The organism is Nocardiopsis sp. NPDC049922, from assembly GCF_040660275.1.
Classification (GTDB): Bacteria; Actinomycetota; Actinomycetes; order Streptosporangiales; family Streptosporangiaceae; genus Nocardiopsis.
Genome location: NZ_JBFAME010000003.1, coordinates 164,281 through 183,823, shown reverse-complemented (window position 1 = coordinate 183,823; position 19,543 = coordinate 164,281). Strand labels below are relative to the sequence as shown.

Annotated in this window: 15 protein-coding genes; 10 read left to right on the top strand and 5 right to left on the bottom strand. The window is 74.1% G+C overall.

The genetic code is table 11. The annotated features are described in order from the left end of the window. Positions 1-24 precede the first annotated feature (24 nt). From AB0I72_RS07470 to AB0I72_RS07430, 9 genes are all read left to right on the top strand, one after another. Positions 25-1,056, top strand: coding sequence for an iron-siderophore ABC transporter substrate-binding protein (locus AB0I72_RS07470; RefSeq protein ID WP_358564075.1), 1,032 nt, complete (start codon positions 25-27; stop codon positions 1,054-1,056). A 124-nt stretch (positions 1,057-1,180) separates the two neighbouring features. Next, a complete protein-coding gene (locus AB0I72_RS07465) occupies positions 1,181-2,479 on the top strand; it encodes an alanine racemase (protein WP_358564073.1) in 1,299 nt (432 codons plus the stop codon). Positions 2,480-2,602: 123 nt separating this feature from the next. After that, positions 2,603-3,175 carry a GNAT family N-acetyltransferase gene (locus AB0I72_RS07460; protein WP_358564072.1) on the top strand — a complete coding sequence of 191 codons (573 nt, stop codon included), beginning with the start codon at positions 2,603-2,605 and terminating at the stop codon, positions 3,173-3,175. 224 nt (positions 3,176-3,399) lie between these two features. Further along, the gene (locus AB0I72_RS07455; protein ID WP_358564070.1) at positions 3,400-4,983 is read left to right on the top strand and encodes a pyridoxal-dependent decarboxylase; all 1,584 of its coding nucleotides are present in this window, start codon (positions 3,400-3,402) and stop codon (positions 4,981-4,983) included. Further along, positions 4,980-6,326, top strand: coding sequence for a SidA/IucD/PvdA family monooxygenase (locus AB0I72_RS07450; protein ID WP_358564069.1), 1,347 nt, complete (start codon positions 4,980-4,982; stop codon positions 6,324-6,326). The genes AB0I72_RS07455 and AB0I72_RS07450 overlap by 4 nt, the downstream gene beginning before the upstream one ends. Further along, positions 6,323-7,675 carry an MFS transporter gene (locus tag AB0I72_RS07445; RefSeq protein ID WP_358564068.1) on the top strand — a complete coding sequence of 451 codons (1,353 nt, stop codon included), beginning with the start codon at positions 6,323-6,325 and terminating at the stop codon, positions 7,673-7,675. The genes AB0I72_RS07450 and AB0I72_RS07445 overlap by 4 nt, the downstream gene beginning before the upstream one ends. Continuing rightward, on the top strand, positions 7,665-9,488 hold the full coding sequence (locus tag AB0I72_RS07440) for an IucA/IucC family protein (RefSeq protein WP_358564066.1): 1,824 nt from the start codon (positions 7,665-7,667) through the stop codon (positions 9,486-9,488). The genes AB0I72_RS07445 and AB0I72_RS07440 overlap by 11 nt, the downstream gene beginning before the upstream one ends. A gap of 26 nt (positions 9,489-9,514) precedes the next feature. Beyond that, a complete protein-coding gene (locus tag AB0I72_RS07435) occupies positions 9,515-11,359 on the top strand; it encodes an IucA/IucC family protein (protein ID WP_358564064.1) in 1,845 nt (614 codons plus the stop codon). Beyond that, a complete protein-coding gene (locus AB0I72_RS07430) occupies positions 11,356-12,783 on the top strand; it encodes a glutamine synthetase family protein (RefSeq protein ID WP_358564062.1) in 1,428 nt (475 codons plus the stop codon). The genes AB0I72_RS07435 and AB0I72_RS07430 overlap by 4 nt, the downstream gene beginning before the upstream one ends. Before the next feature lie 69 nt (positions 12,784-12,852). Here AB0I72_RS07430 and AB0I72_RS07425 read toward each other — a convergent pair whose 3' ends face one another. Further along, complete coding sequence (locus tag AB0I72_RS07425; RefSeq protein ID WP_358564060.1) at positions 12,853-13,224, bottom strand: VOC family protein; 372 nt, start codon at positions 13,222-13,224, stop codon at positions 12,853-12,855. A 187-nt stretch (positions 13,225-13,411) separates the two neighbouring features. On the opposite strand from AB0I72_RS07425, the gene AB0I72_RS07420 reads away from it, so the two are divergent. Beyond that, positions 13,412-14,773 carry an acyltransferase gene (locus AB0I72_RS07420; protein WP_358564059.1) on the top strand — a complete coding sequence of 454 codons (1,362 nt, stop codon included), beginning with the start codon at positions 13,412-13,414 and terminating at the stop codon, positions 14,771-14,773. A gap of 27 nt (positions 14,774-14,800) precedes the next feature. Here the strand turns inward: AB0I72_RS07420 and AB0I72_RS07415 are convergent, their stop codons facing one another. From AB0I72_RS07415 to menB, 4 genes are all read right to left on the bottom strand, one after another. Further along, complete coding sequence (locus AB0I72_RS07415) at positions 14,801-15,661, bottom strand: cupin domain-containing protein (protein ID WP_358564057.1); 861 nt, start codon at positions 15,659-15,661, stop codon at positions 14,801-14,803. A gap of 86 nt (positions 15,662-15,747) precedes the next feature. Continuing rightward, on the bottom strand, positions 15,748-17,463 hold the full coding sequence (gene menD / locus AB0I72_RS07410) for a 2-succinyl-5-enolpyruvyl-6-hydroxy-3-cyclohexene-1-carboxylic-acid synthase (RefSeq protein ID WP_358564055.1): 1,716 nt from the start codon (positions 17,461-17,463) through the stop codon (positions 15,748-15,750). A 252-nt stretch (positions 17,464-17,715) separates the two neighbouring features. Then, on the bottom strand, positions 17,716-18,690 hold the full coding sequence (locus tag AB0I72_RS07405; protein ID WP_358564053.1) for an o-succinylbenzoate synthase: 975 nt from the start codon (positions 18,688-18,690) through the stop codon (positions 17,716-17,718). Beyond that, positions 18,687-19,526, bottom strand: a complete 840-nt coding sequence (gene menB / locus AB0I72_RS07400; protein WP_358564051.1) for a 1,4-dihydroxy-2-naphthoyl-CoA synthase — start codon at positions 19,524-19,526, stop codon at positions 18,687-18,689. The genes AB0I72_RS07405 and menB overlap by 4 nt, the downstream gene beginning before the upstream one ends. Positions 19,527-19,543: the final 17 nt, after the last annotated feature.

The following is a 19,543-nucleotide window of genomic DNA, read 5'->3' as shown; positions in this document are numbered from 1 at the left end:
CCGACCCCGATTGCGAGTTGCCTCATGACATCCTCCACCCTCCTGCGCCGCGCGGGCCTTCCCGCCGTGGCCGTCGCCGCCGCCGTCAGCCTGCTCACCGCCTGCGGTGCGGCCGGGCCCGCTGACGACGCCTCCGACGACGGCGCGACCCAGGGCGGCTCCGCCGAGGGCTTCCCGCGCACCGTCGAGCACGCCATGGGATCGACCGAGATCCCGGACGCCCCCGAGCGGGTCCTGCCGCTGGACTCCACCTACGTCGACGCCACGCTCGCCCTGGGCGGCAACGTCGTCGGCTTCACGACCTTCTCCGAGGACACCCAGGAGCTGCCCGGGTACCTCGTCGACAGCGACTGGAACACGGGCGCCTACGACGAGGCCGTCCCGGTCGGCCTGTTGTGGGACATCAGCCCCGAGCTGATCGCCCAGACGGAGCCGAACCTGATCCTGTCCGCCGAGGTGCGCCACGGCGACGGCTACGACCAGCTGAGCGAGGTCGCGCCGACCGTCATGTCGGAGACCACCGGCGCGACGTGGAAGGACAACCTGCGCCTGACCGCCGAGTCGCTGGGCGCCGAGGACGAGGCCGAGGCGCTCATCACCGAGTTCGAGGAGCGGGCCGCCGCGATCGGCGAGGCGATCGTCGAGGCCGAGGGCGGCGAGGCGCCCACCGTCTCGATCGTGCGCTTCGCCGGTGACGCGGAGGGCGTGCGCCTGTACACGCGCAACTCCTACATCGGCGTGATCCTGGACGACCTGGGCCTGCCGTCCGGTGAGGGCACCTCCACCAACGCCGACGACATCGTCACCTACCACAGCCAGGAGCGCCTGCTCGACCTGGACGCCGACCGCATCTTCGTCGCCGCCTACGACGACGACGGCGCCGACGGTGTCGCCGAGCAGCAGGAGGAGTACTCGAACAGCCCGCTGTGGGGCGAGCTGGAGGGTGACAAGAGCGAGGTCGACGACGCCCACTGGATCTCCGGCGTCGGCCTGATCGCCGCCCACGCCGTGCTCGACGACATGGCCGAGGTCTTCGGGGTCGACCCGCAGCGCTAAGCGCACCACCAGACGAGACCGTCTACGGGGCCCGTCCGTCGGTCGACGAACGGGCCCCTCCGTCGTGCCGGGCCCCGGGCACCCCGCGTGCCCGGGGCGGCACTCCGTACCGGAAGGATCCGCCGTGGAACCGCCCCGCTCCTTCGAGAACGCCCCCTGTCTGCCCGCCGACCGGATCCCCGAGCGGGTGCGCGAGGCCGCCCACGCGCTCGCCGCCGACCCCGGCTCCGGCTACGTCTACGACCCCGCCCTGGCCGCCGAGCGCGCGCGGACGCTGCGCGCCGCGCTGCCCGACTGGGCCCGGGTGTACTTCGCCGCCAAGTCCAACGGCTTCGCGCCCGTGCTCGCCCACCTGGCCGAGGCGGTGGACGGGTTCGAGGCCGCCTCGCTGCACGAGGCGCGCGCCTGCCTCGCCTCGCTGTCCGAGCGCCGCCACGGCCCGCGGCCGGGGCGGATCGCGGTGAGCGGCCCGGGCAAGACCCCCGAACTGCTGGCCGGTCTGGCCAGGCTGCGCGCCGAGGAGGGCGCGGACGTCGTCGTCAACGCCGAGAGCGAGCTGGAGCTGCACCGGATCTCGGCGGCGGCGCGCGAGGCGGGCACGGTCCTTCCGGTGACGCTGCGGGTGAACCCCGAGCGGGTGCCGGTGAGCGGCGCGTTGGTCATGGGCGGGACGCCCGGCCCGTTCGGCGTGCCCGAGCCGCTGGTGCCCTCGGCGCTGCGCACGGCCTCCCTGCTGCCAGGTCTGGACCTGGTGGGCTTCCACGTGCACGCGGTCAGCGGCAACACCGACGCCGTCGCGCACGCGGCCTACGTGCGCTGGTGTCTGGAGTGGGCGCGCGCCACGGCGAGGGCGCGGGGCGTGGACCTGCGGGTCGTGGACGTGGGCGGTGGTCTGGGCGTGCCCTTCGAGGAGGGCGACACCGCCTTCGACCTGGCGGCGTTCGGCGCCGCGCTCGCGGAGTTGGACGACCCCGGCGTGGAGGTCGTCTTCGAGCCGGGGCGGTGGATCGCCGCGCCGACCGGTTGGTACGTGGCGCGTGTGACGGACGTGAAGTCGGCCTACGGCGGCCACTTCGCGGTGGTGCGGGGTGGGATCAACCACTTCCAGCTGCCGACCTCCTGGGAGATCCGCCACAACTTCGCGGTGCTGCCCGGCCGGGCGTGGCCGTCGTCACTGCCCCGACCGGGGGTGGCCGGTGTGCCGGTGACCGTCTCCGGCGAGCTGTGCACGCCCGAGGACGTGCTGGCGCGCGACGTGCGCGTGGAGTCCGTCCACGCCGGTGACGTGCTGGTGTTCCCGAACGCGGGCGCCTACGGGCACGAGTTCGCGATGCCCGCGTTCCTGGCCCACCCGAGGGCGCCGCGCATGACGGTGAGCACCCAGAACGCGCCCGTCGCGGCTGTGGCGCCGGACACCCTCTAGTTCACAGGGTTGACATACTTAGGTAAGCCTGACCTAATAAACATGCTGGTCACCCCCCTTCGACCGCGCCCGCCCGCCCCGACCCGATCCCCATCGACCCAATCCCCCAACGAGGAGACCCCCATGGCCACCTCAGCCCCGACCACCACACAGCTGGACCTGCGCAACCTCACCGGCGCCGACGTCCTGGCCGACCTCAGCCCCTGGGTCTCGGCCTACGAGGAGGTCTACGCCCACGCCCTGCACCTGCCCGACCACAACGACCCGCCGTTCGGCGAACGGCTGGCCTTCAGCGCCGCCAGACCGGGCTTCCGGCTGACCGCCGGTCACAGGGACGGCGTGCTGGCCGGATTCATCTACGGCTACACGCTGCCGACCACGACCGGCTGGTGGGACGGCTTCACCCCCGCCCCGGGCGTGGACGCCCAGGACATGACCGACGAGCGTCCCGGCCGCACCCTGGCCGTGTGCGAGGCGCTCATCCGCACCCCCTTCCGGAACAGCGGACTCGTCGAGCGGGGCCTTCCGCTGTTCCTCGCCGGTCGGCCCGAGGAGCGCGCCGCGTCCCTGGTGGCCGAGGACAACAACCACGCCCTCAACCTGAGCCTGCGCCACGGCTGGCAGCACGTGGGCGACCTGGCCCCGCACGACGGCTGGCGCCGCCACCACTGCCTGATCATGCCGCTGCGCGACTGACCGTCCGACCCGAGCACCTGGCCCGTCCGGACGGGCCAGGTGCTCGGGTCGGATCCCCGGCCGAAGCCTCCCGGGCGACCTGCGCCGCCCACGGCGGAACCGGCCCCGCCACGACCACCCGACACCGACGACACCATCGGGCATCCGTCCACGGCGGACGCCCCTGTCCATGCCCGCCATCCGCGCGTTACCGACCCGTCACAGAAACGGAGTTCTGACGCCTCATGCACACCACGCCCAGGACCGGGCCCCCGACGACCGTCACCGACGCCGCCGACCGCCCCCTCCCCGCCCTCACCCCCTCCGCTCTCGCCGGATCCCTCGGGCACGCCGGGGCCGCCAGCGGACCGGCCACCGTCGCCTCCCTCGTCGAGTCCGCCGCCCGAGCCCTGGTCGACTCCTCGGCCCGCCGTGGCGGCCCCCTGCCCGCCATGACCCCCCAGCAGGTGGCCGCGATGGTCGCCGACGCGCTGGACACCGTCCAGCCGGACGGCCCCGACCGCTCCGCCGAGGTGCTGCACCGCCTCACCACCGCCCTCGCCGCGGGCGCCGCCGACCCGGCCCACCCGCACTGCGCGGCCCACCTGCACTGCCCCCCGCTCGCCGTCGCCGTGGCCGCCGACACCGTCGCCTCGATCCTCAACCAGTCCCTGGACTCCTGGGACCAGGCTCCGGCCGCGACCGCCATGGAGACCCGGATCATCGCGGAACTGGCCGACCTGGCCGGGTACGACGGGCAGCGGGCCGGCGGTGTGGTCACCTCCGGCGGCACCGAGTCCAACCTGACCGCGCTGCTCCTGGCCCGCGACCACGCGCTGGCCGCCCACTCCGACCTCGACGCCAGCCGCACGGGCGTGGCCGCCGCCGCGAACGGGGCCCTGCCCCGCATCCTGTGCGGCGAGGTCGCCCACTTCTCCGTCCAGCGCGCCGCCGCCCTGCTGGGCCTGGGCGAGGAGGCGGTCGTCACCGTCCCCGTCGACTCCGAGCACCGCATGCGCCCCGAGGCCCTGCGCCGGACCCTGCGCCGCCTGCGCGAGGACGGCGACGTCCCGGTCGCGATCGTGGCCACGGCGGGCACGACCGACCTGGGCGGCATCGACCCGCTGGCCTCCATCGCGCACATCGCCGCCGAGCACGGCGTGTGGCTGCACGTCGACGCCGCCTACGGTGGCGGCCTGCTGTTCTCCGACCGGCTGCGCGGCCTGCTGGACGGCCTCGGCCGCGCCGACTCGGTCAGCCTGGACCTGCACAAACTCGGCTGGCAGCCGGTGGCGGCGGGCGTCCTGCTCACCCGCGAGCGGGCCTCGTTCGCGCCGCTGTCGCGGTCGGTGTCCTACCTCAACCCGACCGACGACGAGGAGGCGGGCTACCCCAGCCTGCTCGGCTACTCGCTGCGCACCACCCGGCGCGCGGACGTGTTCAAGATCGCCGTCACCCTGCGCGCGCTGGGCCGGGAGGGCCTGGGCCGCATGGTGGACGCCTGCCGCTCCCTGGCGCTGACGGCCAGCTCCCAGGTGATCGCCGCCCCGAAGCTGACCCTGGCCGCGGCCCCCTCGCTGACCACCGTGGTCTTCCGCTACGACGCGGGCCCCGACACCGACCTGGTCAACGCGCGGCTGCGCCGCCGCCTGCTGGAACGCGGGCAGGCCGTGGTGGGCCGCACCCACATCGACGGACGGGTCTGGCTCAAGCTCACCCTCCTCAACCCCGAGACCACCCCCAACGACATCGCCGCCCTGCTCGACCTCGTCGTCGCCGCCGGCGACACCGAGTCCGCGGCCGTCCAGAACCCGGAGGACGCCCGATGACCGCCGCCCAGAACCCCACCGACGGATCCGGCGCCGCGCCGGAGGTCCACGACCTCGTGGGCGTCGGCCTGGGCCCGTTCAACCTGGCCCTGGCCGCTCTCGCCGACGCCGTCCCCGGGCTCAGCGCCCGCTTCCTGGAGGCCCGCCCCGGCTTCTCCTGGCACCCGGGCCTGCTGCTGGAGGGCGCCCGGCTCCAGGTGCCGTTCCTCGCCGACCTGGTCACCATGGTCGACCCGACCAGCCGGTGGTCCTTCCTGTCCTATCTGCGCGAGCACGACCGGCTCTTCCCGTTCTACTTCACCGAGAGCTTCCACGTGCCGCGCCGCGAGTACGACGACTACTGCCGCTGGGTGGCCCAGAACCTGGACTCGTGCCGCTTCGACGCCCGGGTCCGCTCGGTGCACCACGACGACGGGGTGTTCACCGTCGAGCACGAGGACTCCTCGGGAGCCACGCACACCGTGCGCGGCCGCGCCCTGGTCGTGGGCATCGGCACCGAACCCGTCCTGCCCGAGGCGCTGCGCGACCTGGCGGGCGAGCGGGTGTTCCACGCCGCCGAGTACCTGGACCGGGCCCCGGGCCTGGCCGGGGCGCGCGACCTGACCGTGATCGGGTCCGGGCAGTCCGGCGCCGAGGTCTTCCTCGACCTGCTGCGCTCCCCCGCGCACGCCGACACCCGGGTCAACTGGCTGACCCGCTCCCCCGCGTTCGCGCCCATGGAGTACTCCAAGCTCGGGCTGGAGCACTTCACCCCCGACTACACCCGCTACTTCCACGCCCTGCCCCAGCCGGTGAAGGACCGCCTGGTGCCCTCCCAGTGGCAGCTGTACAAGGGCATCAGCGCCGACACCATCTCCGACATCCACGACGCGCTGTACGAGCGCGGCGTGGGCGGAGCCCCGGTCGACGTGACCCTGCGCGCCCACTGCGAACTGCTGGAGGCCCGCGAGGACGGCGACCGCCTGGCGCTGACCTTCCGCCACCGCGAGCAGGACCGAGTGTTCACCGCCCGCACCGACGGCGTCGTGGCCGCCTCCGGGTACGCCCAGCGCCGCCCGGACTTCCTGGAGCCGGTCCTGAAGCTCATCGAGACCGACGAGCGGGGCCGGTTCGCGATCGACGCCGACCACCGCCTGCGCACCGATCCCGCGCTCACCGCGCCGATCCACGTGCAGAACGCCGAGCTGCACACGCACGGCGTCGGCACCCCCGACCTGGGTCTGGGCGCGTGGCGGGCGGCCGGCATCCTCAACAGCGTCACCGGCCGGACCGTGTACCGGCTGCCCGAGCGGACCGCCTTCACGTCCTTCGGCGCGCCCGACGCCCCGGAGGACCGCGAGTGACGGCTCCCGCCTTCCGCCGCCTGTATCTGCTCGTCATCGTCCTGCACCTGGTGTCGGACGTGGCCCTGAGCCCCTTCTACCCCCAGCTCTTCGAGCGGCTGTTCGGCGTCACGGACATGTCGGCGACCGGCACCTACATCTGGGTGTGCCGGGTCACCGCCCTGGTCGCGATGCCGCTGTGGGGGCTGGTGGCGCGCCGCTTCTCGATGGCGTCGCTGGTCACCTGGGGTCTGGTGGTCGCGGCCGCCCTGGAGCTGATGATCGCCGCCGCGCCGACCTACACGGTCTTCACGGTGCTGTCAGCGGTGCAGGTGGCGGTCACCATGTCCTTCGCGCTGGCCTACCCGGCCTTCGTGGGCAGCGGAAGCGACCGGATGCGCGACGTCACCGCGCACACCTACATCATCAACGTCGGGACGGTGACCGCCACCGTCCTGGGCGCGGGGATCATGGCGCTGCCCAACCCGCGCTGGGGCATCGCCGCGTGCGCGCTGCTGTACGTGGCGCTGGCGGTGCTGTGCCACCGCCATCTGCCGCGCGGCCGCGCGAGCGAGCCCGCGATCAGGGACGACGCAGAAACGGAGTCCGCCGAGGCCGCCCCGTCCCGGTCGGCCCACGACGAGGCGCGCCCCGCCCGCTTCTGGGCGCGCCCGGCCCTGCTGCTGCCGCTGGTGGCGGTGTGCGCCGCCGTGCTGGCCGCCGAGTCGGCCCGCCTGGTGGTCCGACCGTTCTTCACCCTCTACGCCGAGGACTCGGGGATCGACCCCACGGTGGCCGCCGCCCTGTTCCTCCTGCCGCAGCTGACCGTGCTCGCGGTGCTGCCGTTCGCCGGCCGCGTCCACGCCGTGCTGGGCCGGGCCCTGCTGCCGATCGCGTGCGCGGTCGCGGCGCTGGGGCTGTTCGTCCAGTTCCTGGCGCCGGATCTCGCCCTCCTGGCCCTGGGCCGGGTGGTCTTCGGCGTCGGACTCGGTCTGGGCCACGTCGCCCTGGACCTGCGGGTGTTCGCGGTCACGCGGGCGCGCGGCCCGGCCTTCGCCGCCGTGGAGACCGTGCGCGTGGGCGCCACCCTGATCAGCCCGCTGCTGGCGACGGGGCTGGCCACCACCGGCCTCGCGCTGCCGCTGGCCGCCGGGGCCGCGCTGTTCGCGGTCCTGTCCCTCCTGCTCATCGCCCTGCCCGAGGGCCCGCCCGAGGACCCCGTGCCCCACGCGGCCCCCACGTCCGCCACCGCCCCCGCGGCCCCGACCGTCCACGCACACCCGACCGCCACCGACCCCGCACCCGGCACCGCGCGCGACCCCCAGCCGTCCGCGCGGGACCGTGACGAGGAGGACCAGCATGTCCACTGACACCACCGCGCCGCCCGAAGCGACCGGGGCCGCCGACCACCCCGACGCGCGCGACTGGCGCGAGGCGGGCCGCCGCCTGCTCGCGCGGGTCATCGCCGAGACCGCCTACGAGGAGATGGTGGTGCCCGTCCCCGCCGAGGGGGACGGCGACGGCGACCCCGCGTGGTCGCTGACGGTCGACGGCGGCGTCGAGTACCGGTTCACCGCCCGCCGGGGCGGGTTCGGCTCCTGGCACGTCGACCCCCACTCCCTGACCCGGACCACCCCGGAGGGCACCGCCCCGGCCTGGGACCCCACGGTGTTCGTCACCGACGCCCAGGAGACCGTGGGCCTGCCCGGCGACTCCCTGGCCGACGTCGTCCGCGACCTGCTGGCCACCCACACCGCCGACGCCCGCCTGCTGGCCGCCACCCCGGGCGCCGCCGCCCTGGCCGACCTGGCCTACGAGGACCTGGAGGGGTACCAGACCGGGCACCCGTGCATGTTCCTCAACAAGGGCAGGCTCGGCTTCTCGGCCTCCGACGTCGACCGGTACACCCCCGAGGCGCGCGGGGCCTTCCACCTGGTGTGGATCGCCGTCCACCCCGACCTGGGCCGCTTCCAGACCATGCCCGGCACCGACCGGCGCCGCCTGGTCGAGGAGGAGCTCGACGCCGACCAGCGCGCCGACTTCGCCGAGACCGTGCGCGCCCGCGGCGGCGACCCGGACGCCTACCTGTGGCTGCCGGTCCACCCGTTCCAGTGGGACGAGATCGTGGCGCCGCTGTTCGCCGCCGAGATCGCCCAGGGCCGGGTGGTCGTGCTCGGCCGCAGCCGCGACCGCTACCGCCCCTTCCAGTCCATCCGCACCCTGATGAACCTGGACCGGCCGCACCGGCGCAACGTCAAGGTGCCGCTGATGATCCGCAACACCCTGGTGTGGCGGGGACTGTCGGGCACCCAGACCGCGTGCGCGCCGCACACCAGCGCCTGGCTCCAGTCGCTGGTCGCGCGGGACGACTTCCTGCGCGAGGAGTGCGGGGTCGTCATGCTGGGCGAGGTCGCCTCCGCGACCGTCCCGCACCCGGTCTTCGACCGCCTCCCCCAGGCGCCCTACCGGTTCAACGAGCTGCTGGGCGCGATCTGGCGCGAACCGGTGCACAACAGCCTGGCGGCGGGCGAGCGCGCCCGCACCATGGCGTGCCTGCTCCTGGAGGGCACCGACGGGCGGGCGATGGTCGCCGAGCTGGTGGAGCGCTCGGGGCTGGACGCCGAGGAGTGGCTGCGGCGCTTCGTCGGGGCGCTGTTCCCGCCCGTGCTGCACTACCTGTACCGGTACGGCGCGTCGTTCACCCCGCACGGGGAGAACGTCGTGCTGATCTTCGACGAGGCCGACGTGCCGGTGCGCATCGCCCTGAAGGACTTCGGCTCCGACGTCGAGCTGCTCCCCTTCGACCTGCCCGAGTACGCCGAGATCCCCGACCACGTGCGCGCGATGCTGCACCGCTGGGAGCCCGGCGAGCTGGCCCACTCGGTGCTGTCGGCGATCTGCGCCGGACACCTGCGCTACCTCTCCGACATCGTCCAGCGCCAGCTCGGCGTCTCCGAGGAGCGGCTGTGGGCGCTGGCCCGCGAGCAGGTCGTCGCCTACCACGAGCGCTTCCCCGAGCTGGCCGAGCGCTTCGCGTGGTTCGACCTGCTGGCCCCCGAGGTGGGGCGGGTCGCGCTCAACCGCGAGCAGCTCATGGGCGGAGGTTTCCACGACCGCGCCGAGCGCGACGCCGAGTTCGACGTCATGCACGGCATGGTGGACAACCCGCTCGCCCAGCCCTGAACCACTCTCCCGTAAGCGAGAACACCATGAACACGCACGCCACCCGGCCCCCCGTCACCCCGCCCGATCCGCTGCCCGCGCCCACCGAGCTCTCCCGGGAGCGGTGGGACCGCGCCTGCGAGCACCTGACCGCCAAGATGGTCGCGGAGCTGTGCTTCGAGTACGCGCTGCGGCCCACCCCCGAGGGGGAGGGCCGGTGGCGGGCCGAGACCGGTGCGGGCGCCGCCTACACGTTCACCGGCCGCCGGACCAGTATGGACGCCTGGCGGGTCGAGCCCGGCAGCGTCGAGCGGCACTCCCCTGACGGCACCGCCGCACCGGCCACCCCGTTCGGTCTGCTGCGCGACCTGGGCGCGGCCGGGGTCGTCGACCCGGCGGTGGAGGCGTTCACGGTCGGCGAGCTGATGTCCACGCTCTCCTCCGACACCCGTCTGGCCGAGGACGAGGCGACCGCCGCCCACCTGGCCGACCTGGACCACGCCCACCTGGAGGGGCACCAGGGCGGGCACCCGTGGATCTTCGCCAACAAGGGCCGGGTGGGCTTCTCGGCGGGCGACCGGGCGCTGTACCCGCCGGAGGAGCGCCGGGCCCAGCGCCTGCCGTGGATCGCCGTCCACCGCTCGCTGGCCGAGCACCACGGCGTGCCCGGGCTGTCCCAGCCCGAGCTGCGCGCCCAGGAGCTGGACCCCGAGGTCCTGGAGCGGTTCACCGCGCGCCTGGAGGACCAGACGGGCGAGCGCGCCGACGAGTACGTGTGGATGCCCGTCCACCCCTGGCAGTGGGACGAGGTCGTCGTGCCGCTGTTCGCCGCCGAGGTGGCCGCCGGGCTGATCGTCTCGCTGGGCACCGTGCCCGACGCCTACCTGCCCCAGCAGTCGATCCGGACCTTCACCAACCTCACCCGCCCCGACCGGCTCAACGTGAAGCTGTCGCTGGCCATCCTCAACACGATGGTCTACCGGGGCATCCCCACCGAGCTGTGCCGGGCCGCGCCCGCCAGCACCGCGTGGGTGCACCAGCTCCGCGACAAGGACGCCTTCCTGTCCGAGCGGTGCGAGGTCATCCTGCCCGGCGAGGTGGCCGCCGTCGCCGTCCGCCACCCCGTGCTGGAGGACATCCCCGACGCGCCCTACCGGCACCGCCAGCTACTGGGGGCGCTGTGGCGCGAGCCGGTCACCGAGCAGCTGCGCCAGGACGAGACCGCCCGCACGCTCGCCGCCCTGCTGCACGTGGACGGGCGCGGGCGCGCGCTGACCGCCGAACTGGTCGAGCGCTCGGGGCTGTCCGCCGAGGCGTGGCTGACCGCGCTGTTCGGCGCGATCCTGCCGCCCGTCCTGCACCTGCTCTACCGCTACGGGCTGGCGTTCAACCCGCACGGGGAGAACGCGATCGTGGTCTACGACGACCGCGACCGCCCGACCCGGCTCGCGGTCAAGGACTTCGTGGACGACATGAAGCTGCTGGACACCGACCTGCCCGAGTACGCGGACCTGCCCGAGGCGGCGCTGGGCGTGCTCATGCGCTTCGACGCCCGGGAGCTGACGTCCTCGATCGCCAAGTCGCTGTTCATCGGGCACTTCCGGTACCTGGCGCCGCTGGTCGAGGAGCAGCTGGGCGTGGCCGAGGACCGGTTCTGGGAGCTGGTGCGCGCCGAGATCCTGCGCTACCAGGAGGAGTTCCCCGAGCTGGCCGAGCGGTTCGCCGCCTTCGACCTGCTCCAGCCCGAGTTCGAGCGGGTGTGCCTGAACCGTGAGCGCCTGCTGGGCGGCGGGTACCACGAGCGGGCCGAGCGCGACGCCGAGTTCCACCTCGACGCGCCGCCCATCCCCAACCCGCTGCACCGCGGCCCGTCGTCGGAGGGGGAGCAGTGACCGCCGGGTTCGGCGCCGACCTGCCGCCGCTGACCGAGACGCTGCCGACGTCTCCCCCGCCGCCGCCCTTCCCGGTCCCGCTGGAGAAGCTGCGCGCGGACGTGGCCTCGGGGGCGATCGCCGACGTGCTGGTCGCCCTGCCCGACCTCCAGGGCCGGGTGCAGGGCAGCCGGGTCAACCCGCGCGACTTCACCGACCGGATCGTCCGGGACGGGTTCGGCGCGTGCCTGTACCTGCTGGCCACCGACGTGGAGATGGAGGCGCGCCCGGGGTACGCGACGGACCCGTGGGGCGGCGGCCTGGGCGACTTCGACATCATGCCGGACCTGTCCACCCTGCGGTACCTGCCGTGGGACCCGGGGACGGCGCTCGTCCTGGGCGACGCGCACGGCGCCGACGGCGCGCCCGTTGCCGTCGCGCCCCGCCAGGTGCTCCAGACCCAGCTCGCGCGGCTCGCCGAGCGCGGGTGGCGGGCGCTGGCCGGGACCGAACTGGAGTTCCTGGTGTTCCGGGACGACTACCAGAGCGCGTTCGAGGCCGACTACCGGGGCCTGACCCCGGCGACGCGGTTCAACTCCGACTACGCCGTCCCCGAGGTCACCGAGATCGACCCGCTGATGCGCCGGATCCGCACGGCGATGGAGCGCACGGGGATGACCGTGGAGTCGGCGCGCGGTGAGTGCCACCCGGGGCAGTACGAGATCGTGTTCCGCTACGACGACGCGCTGCGCACCTGCGACAACCACGTCGTGTACAAGGCGGGCGCCCGGCAGCTGGCCGCGCAGGCCGGTGCGGCGCTGACGTTCATGGCCAAGTACGACGGCGGTGAGGGCAACTCCTGCCACGTGCACCTGTCGCTGCGCGACGCGGACGGGACGCCGGTCTTCGCCGACGACGGGACCGGTCGCCACGGCATGTCGAAGTACATGGAGCACTTCGTGGCCGGGCAGCTGGCGTGCATGCGCGACTTCGCGCTGATGTACGCGCCGAACATGAACTCGTTCAAGCGGCTGGCGCCGGACGCGTTCGCGCCGAGCAGCATCGCGTGGGGGCTGGACAACCGGACGTGCCCGGTCCGCGTGGTGGGCTCCGGGGAGTCGGCGCGGATCGAGTTCCGGGTGCCCGGCGGGGACGCCAACCCCTACCTGGCGGTGGCGGCGATCGTCGCGGCGGGGCTGTACGGGATCGAGCAGGCGCTCCCCCTGCCGGAGCCCACGGTGGGCAACGCGTTCGCCCAGGACGGGCCCCGGCTGCCGACCTCCCTGGAGGAGGCCGTCCTGGCGTGGGAGGGCAGTGAGATCGCCCGCGCGTGCTTCGGCCCGGACGTGGTGCGGCACCAGGCCGCCGCCGCCCGCGCCGAGCTGGCCGCGTTCTCGGCGTCGGTCACCGACTTCGAGCGCCGCCGCCACTTCGAGCGCGGCTGACCTCGGGCGGTGCCCCCGCCGCCCGGGGCGGCGGGGGCACCGTACCGGCTGCCGGTGGATGCGACCGGGTCAGGCGGCCGACCAGACCCCCAGTTCGTTGCCGCTCGGGTCGGTGAAGTGGAACCGCCGCCCGCCGGGGAAGCCGTAGGGGCCGTTGACGACCTCGCCTCCCGCCTTGCGCACGGCCTCGGCGGAGGCGTCCAGGTCCTCGGAGTAGAGCAGGACGAACGGCCCGCCCGGGCTGGGTCGTTCGCCCAGGGCGAGGCCGCCGATCTCGGGGGCGTCCCCGCCCGCGGGGCTCTGGATGCCCGAGTACTCGGGACCGTAGTCGTTGAAGCTCCAGCCGAAGGCCTCGGTGTAGAAGCGTTTGGCCTGGTCGAGGTCGGTGACGGTCAGTTCGACGTAGTCGATGTCGTGGTGCCTGTTGCTCATGTTCCGCATTGTGCCCGAGGCCTACGACACCCCGTGGGTCCTTCCCGGCTCCGTTCCGTCCTCGGAACCGGGAAGGACCCGCGCCCAAGGTATGGAGGCGGTCAAGGTCTCCCTCGGTCCGTGTCAGAGCCCGCCCTCCGGATAGGTGAACCCACACACTGGCAAGCAGTCGGATCCGGATCGGTGGTCGCGTCCCATGCCCCACACGTGGTGTCCCAGAACACCAGCGGTCCTGCGCCGGATACGCCAGACCGCGCGATCGACCCCGGAGCACCGCAACCGCTACGTGGACCTGTTGCGCGCCCTGGCCATCGTGATGGTGGTCCTGGGCCACTGGCTGGCCGTGGTGGTGACCACCGACGACGGGATCTCCGGGCGCAACGCCCTGGGTGAGCTCGGCTGGAGCCAACCGCTGACCTGGCTGTTCCAGGTCATGCCGGTGTTCTTCCTGGTCGGCGGGTACGCCAACGCGGCGTCGCTGACCTCGCACCGGGACAGGGGCGGGGACGCGCTCGGCTGGGTGCTGGGGCGCACCGACCGCCTGCTCCGCCCCACCTCGGCGTTCCTCGCCGCCGTGTGGGCGGTCGCGTTCGCGGCGCTGCTGCTGGACGTTCCGCCCGAGGTCGTCGGCCTGGCGGTCTGGGCCGCCGCCATCCCCCTGTGGTTCCTGGCCGCCTACCTGTGCGTCGTCGTCCTCGCCCCTGTGACGCACGGGCTGCACCGCCGGTGGGGGGCGGCGGTGCCGCTGGTGCTCGTCGGGCTCGTCCTGGTCCTGGACGCCGCGCGGCTGGGCTTCGGGGTCCCGATCGTCGGCGCCGCCAACTACCTGCTGGTCTGGCTCACCATGCACCAGCTCGGGTATCTGTGGCGGGACCGCCGGGCCCGTCCGCGCCCCCTCGTCGTGGCCGCCGCCGCGCTGGGCGGGTGCGCGCTGCTGCTCGGACTGACCGTGCTGGGCCCCTACCCGATCAGCATGGTGACCGTCCCGGGTCAGGAGCTGGGCAACACCTCACCGCCGACGTTCGCGCTGCTGGTCCTCGGTCTGACCCAGACCGCGGTCGTACTGTGGCTCTCGCGTCCGGCGCGGCGGCTGCTGCGGCGTCCCCGGCCCTGGACCGCGGTCGTGGCGGTGAACTCGGTGGTGCTGACCGTGTTCCTGTGGCACATGAGCGCCGCGGTCATCACCGGCGCCGCCCTGTACGGCACCGGCCTGCTGGCGCAGTGGCCCGTGGACTCGGCCGCGTGGTTGCTGCAACGGGTGCCGTGGCTGGTCTCGGTCGCCCTGGTGCTGGCGGTCCTCGTGGTCGCCTTCGGCGGCGTCGAGGCGCGCACCGCCCCCTCCAGCGCCGGATGGCGGATCCGGACCGCGTCGCCGATCGGAACCGCGGCCTGGCGCGCCCTGCTGGCGTTCGCCCTGGTCGCGATGCTGGCCGGGCTCACCGGGATCGCCCTTACCGGAGTGCACCAGGTGAACGCGTTCACCATGGCCGTGTTGGGCTCCTACGCGGTGGGCGCCGCCGTCCTTCGCCTGGCCCGCCACCGGTGGTCCGGCGGCTGAGCGCCTCGGCGGGCGGCCCGCCCCGGTTCAGGGCCGGATGTCGAAGAGCGGGAACCGCAGACTCCCGCCCGCGTCGGCGACCTCCAGGTCCTCGAACTCGAACGCGGGCGACGTGAAACACGTCGCCAGGGTCTCCTCCGCCGTGAGCGTGCGCGCGGTCTGCCAGGTCCCGGCGGGCACCAGCACCTGGAGCGACTGCCCCGCCTCCGCGTGCGGGCCCAGCGTGTACCTCTCCCGCACCTCGGGTTGGGGCCCGGTCCCGCCCAGTTCGACCAGGGTCGGCCCGCCACGGCAGAAGGACCACATCTGCGCCGACCTCAGCCGGTGCCACCGGCACCGCTCCCCCGGGCACAGCAGGTACTGCAGCGCCGACGCGGTCTCGCGCTCGGCGTCGTAGCCCTCCGGCCGCACGTACACCCCGCTGCGCCACGTGGCCCGGAACCACCCGCCCTCGGGGTGCGGGAACAGGTCGAGCGCCTCGGCCGTCGATCCGCGTTGGTCGACGGCCGTGAACACCCCCGGGGGCTCGCGTCGCAGGTAGCGCACGCCCACGACGGCCTCACGCGGGATCGCGCCGTAGATGTGGGGGAAGAGGAGGTCCTCGGCCAGGGCCGCGCCGAACCGCTCGTCCAACGTGATGTGGGAGCAGGGGTCCTCCCAGCGCACCTCGCAGGTCAGGCGCGCGGTGTCGACCACCAGGACGCAGAACGGCTCGGTCGCGGACCGGTGCAGGGAGTTGGCCACCGCCAGCATGGCGTGCTCGTTGGGAGAGGCATGGACGAACCCGTGGGTGTGCAGGCTGTCCGGCTCCAGATCTCCACTGCCCCCGCGCCAACGGGCCAGTTCGGTCATGTGCAGCACGTAGTTCATCGTGATCGACCCCGCCACGCACGCCCCCCGGGGATCAGGTGTCTCGCCGGTCCCTTGTGGGCCTCCTTCCCCTCCCACCCCACGCCCAACCCTGGAACGGCGCCTCACAGCAGGGCGTCGACCGCCCCGTCGACCACCGCCTGCATGCGGCGGCGCAGCACGGCGCTGTCGGACCGCCCGGTACGCACCTCGACCACGCGCAGCCCCTCGCCCATGAGCGCCTTGGGCAGGTCGGCCGCCCACTCCAGCCGCGTGTACGGCAGGTCGGCCACGGCCGCGACGCGCTCCATCGACACCCCGTGCGGTGTCCCGAACACCCGCTCGAAGTCCGGGTGCCCGGCCTGTTCGAGCCCGGAGAAGATCCCCCCGCCGTCGTTGTTGACCACCACCACGGCCAGGTCCGGGCGCGGTTCCCCCGGCCCGATGATCAGGCCGTTCTGGTCGTGCAGCATCGCCAGGTCGCCCAGCAGGGCGTAGGCGCGACCGCCGCCGTCGCGCTGGTGCGCGAGCGCCGCCCCGACGGCCGTGGAGACCGTCCCGTCGATCCCGCTCACCCCCCGGTTGCCGACGAGCCGCAGCCCGCAGCGGGCGCGCATCGTCGCGTCCAGGTCGCGGATGGGCATGCTCGCCCCCGCGAACAGCAGCGATCCCGCGGACAGCTGCGAGGCCAGGTCGCGGGCCAGGCGGGGCTCGCTGAGCATCTCGTCGGCGTCCAGCAGCCGGTCCAGCGCGAGGCGGGCGGCCTCCTCCGCCCGCCACCACGAACGCGACCAGTCGGTGCGCGCGGGCTCGTCCCACGACACCCCGGCCGGAGGCGCGACGGCGGCGACGACGTCGGTGGCGGTGCGCGCCGGGTCGGAGAAGGCGTTGGCCAGCCCGGCGGCGGGATCGCCGACGGCCGATGCGGTCACCACGACGTGCCGGGGCGCGCGCCGCAGGTAGGCCAGGACCTGGCGGGACAGGTTCGGGCGACCGACGCTGACCACCAGCTCCGGCGCGTGCGCGGCGGAAAAGCGCGGTGCGGCCAGCAGCTGGCGGTGGGTGGACAGCGCACCGGTCCGGCGGGCGTTGGAGGTGGGTTCGGCCAGCAGCGGCCACCCGGTCAGCTCGGACAGGGCCAGGAACGGCACCGGGTCGTAGTCGCCGTCACCGCACACGATCACGCCCCGCTCGACGTCGGGCAGCACGTAGGGGGCGGGCGCGGCCGGCGGACCGGGCCGGTTGATCCACGGACGGTCCCCCTCGCGGCCGTCCAGCGGCGCGGTCCAGGCCACGGACGAGGGTCCGTCGGGGGTCAGCGGGTCGCGGAAGGCGACGTTGAGGTGGACGGGGCCGGGGCGGCCGTCGACCGCGGAGCTCCACGCGCGACAGGCCAGCGACCGCCAGTACGGCACCATGCCCGGAACCGGGTCGGGCGTGCCCACCTCCGCGAACATGCGCACGGCGCCCCCGTACAGGCCGATCTGGTCGACCGTCTGGTTGGCTCCCGTGCCCCGCAGCTCGGGCGGCCGGTCGGCGGTGAGCACCAGCAGCGGCACCCCGCTCTCGTCCGCCTCCATGACCGCCGGGTGGAAGTTCGCGGCCGCCGTCCCCGAGGTGCACACCACCGCCGCCGGACGCCGCGAGGCCCGCGCCAGACCGAGCGCGAGGAAGGACGCCGAGCGTTCGTCGACCCGCACGTGGACACGGACGTCGGGGTGGGCGACCAGGGCGAGCGCGAGCGGCGTCGAGCGCGACCCCGGCGCGACCACGGCCTCCTCCAGGCCGCACCGGACCAGCTCGTCGACGAGGACCCGGGCCAGGGCGGTAGACGGATTCATCGGGTTCTCGGGGCCGGTTCCCGGGACTGCTCTGTCCGGGAGGGACGCCCCTGCCTCCTTGCGGGTGGTGTCGCGGTGGCCGTCAGCCCGCTCGCGGGTGCGGGGGTACCGGTCGTCGATGCCCCGGTCGGTGCCGTGGGCGGCGGTGGTGTCGAGGGTTCGGGTGGGACCCGTCTGTCCAGTGAACCCCGTTCACGAGGGTACGGCGGCTGGTCACGGCTGTGATCTGCGCCCCGCCCCTCCGGGACGCGGTCAGGGTCCGGCCGAGCCTCCCGCCGTGCGGGCGGCCTCGGCGCGGGACCGCCAGGCCGACGGATCGGTCTCGACCGCGCGCAGGCGCTCCTCGTCCACCGACACCGCGCGCACCGGCAGGTACCCGCCCTCGGGCAGCAGCGGGTCGGCGGTGACGTCGCCGGTCAGCATCTGCATGGTCGCCAGCCCGCACGCGTGCGGCAACTCCGGCAGCGCGGCCGCCAAGGCCACCCCGGCGGCCAGGCCGACGGAGGTCTCGACGGCGCTGGAGACCACCACCGGCAGGCCGCACGCCTCGGCGACCCGCAGGGCCGCGCGCACGCCGCCGAGCGGCTGCACCTTGAGCACGACGATGTCGGCGGCCCCGGCGGCGCGGACGCGCAGCGGGTCCTCGGCCCGGCGCACCGACTCGTCGGCGGCGACCGGCACGTCGACCCGGCGCCGCACCCGGCCGAGGTCGTCCAGGCTCGCGCACGGCTGCTCGACGTACTCCAGACCGAACCGGTCCAGCTCCCGGACCATGCGCACGGCCGTGTCGACGTCCCAGGCGCCGTTGGCGTCCACGCGCACGCGCCCCGAGGGGCCGACGGCGTCGCGCACGGCCTCGACGCGGGCGATGTCCTCGCCCGGGTCCTGGCCGCGCTCGGCAACCTTGACCTTGGCGGTGGCACAGCCCCCGGCGCGGACGATCGCGGCGGCCCGGTCGGGGTCCACGGCGGGCACGGTCACGTTGACCGGCACACGGTCGCGCACCGGCGCGGGCCAGCCCAGGTGGGCGGCCTCGTGGCAGGCCGCCCACCAGCGCGAGCACTCGCGCGGACCGTACTCGGCGAAGGGCGAGAACTCACCCCACCCGGCCGGTCCGCGCACGAGCATGCCCTCGCGTACGGTGATGCCGCGGAAGCGGTTGCGCAGGCCGATCGCGAAGGAGCGCCCCCCGGCGGGACCGTCCGCCGACCCGGGGTCGGCGGTCACGGGCGGCGCGGGAACTTGTCGAACTCCGGACGGCGCTTCTCCTTGAACGCGTCCCGGCCCTCCTGGGCCTCCTCGCTCATGTAGTAGAGCATCGTCGCGTCCCCGGCGAACTGCTGCATGCCCGCCGCGCCGTCGCTGACCGCGTTGATCGCGCCCTTGACCATGCGCAGGGCCAGCGGAGACTTGGTGAGCATCTCACGCGCCCACTGGACGGTCTCCTTCTCCAGGTCCGCCAGCGGCACGACGGTGTTGACCATGCCCATGTCCAGGGCCTCCTGGGCGCTGTACTGGCGGCACAGGTACCAGATCTCGCGCGCCTTCTTCAGGCCGACGGTCTCGGCCAGCAGCCAGGAGCCGTAGCCGCCGTCGAAGGAGCCGACCTGCGGGCCGGTCTGCCCGAACTTGGCGTTGTCGGCGGCGATGGTGAGGTCGCAGCAGACCTGGAGGACGTTGCCGCCGCCGATGGACCACCCGGCGACCATGCAGATCACCGGCTTGGGCAGGCGGCGGATCTGCACCTGGAGGTCGAGCACGTTGAGGCGGCCGATGCCCTGCCTGGCCACGGCGTCGTCGCCCATGTAACCGTCGTCGCCACGGATCTTCTGGTCACCGCCGGAGCAGAACGCCTGGTCGCCGGCGCCGGTGAAGATGATCACACCGACCTCGGAGTCGTCCCGGGCGACGTTGAACGCGTCCTGGAGCTCGAACAACGTCTGCGGCCGGAAGGCGTTGTGGACCTCTGGGCGGTTGATCGTGATCTTGGCGATGCCCTCCGCGGTCTCGTAGATGATGTCGGAATACTCGCCCGACCGCTGCCAGTCGATCACGCTGCTCACGGCTTCTGCTTCTCCTC

What these genes read in the sequence shown, in the direction of transcription:
- AB0I72_RS07455 (WP_358564070.1), top strand. Translation starts at nt 3,400, where the DNA reads ATGCACACCACGCCCAGGACCGGGCCCCCGACGACCGTCACCGACGCC.
- AB0I72_RS07420 (WP_358564059.1), top strand. Translation starts at nt 13,412, where the DNA reads ATGCCCCACACGTGGTGTCCCAGAACACCAGCGGTCCTGCGCCGGATA.
- AB0I72_RS07470 (WP_358564075.1), top strand. Translation starts at nt 25, where the DNA reads ATGACATCCTCCACCCTCCTGCGCCGCGCGGGCCTTCCCGCCGTGGCC.
- AB0I72_RS07450 (WP_358564069.1), top strand. Translation starts at nt 4,980, where the DNA reads ATGACCGCCGCCCAGAACCCCACCGACGGATCCGGCGCCGCGCCGGAG.
- menD (WP_358564055.1), bottom strand. Translation starts at nt 17,463, where the DNA reads ATGAATCCGTCTACCGCCCTGGCCCGGGTCCTCGTCGACGAGCTGGTC.
- AB0I72_RS07460 (WP_358564072.1), top strand. Translation starts at nt 2,603, where the DNA reads ATGGCCACCTCAGCCCCGACCACCACACAGCTGGACCTGCGCAACCTC.
- AB0I72_RS07435 (WP_358564064.1), top strand. Translation starts at nt 9,515, where the DNA reads ATGAACACGCACGCCACCCGGCCCCCCGTCACCCCGCCCGATCCGCTG.
- AB0I72_RS07440 (WP_358564066.1), top strand. Translation starts at nt 7,665, where the DNA reads ATGTCCACTGACACCACCGCGCCGCCCGAAGCGACCGGGGCCGCCGAC.
- AB0I72_RS07425 (WP_358564060.1), bottom strand. Translation starts at nt 13,224, where the DNA reads ATGCGGAACATGAGCAACAGGCACCACGACATCGACTACGTCGAACTG.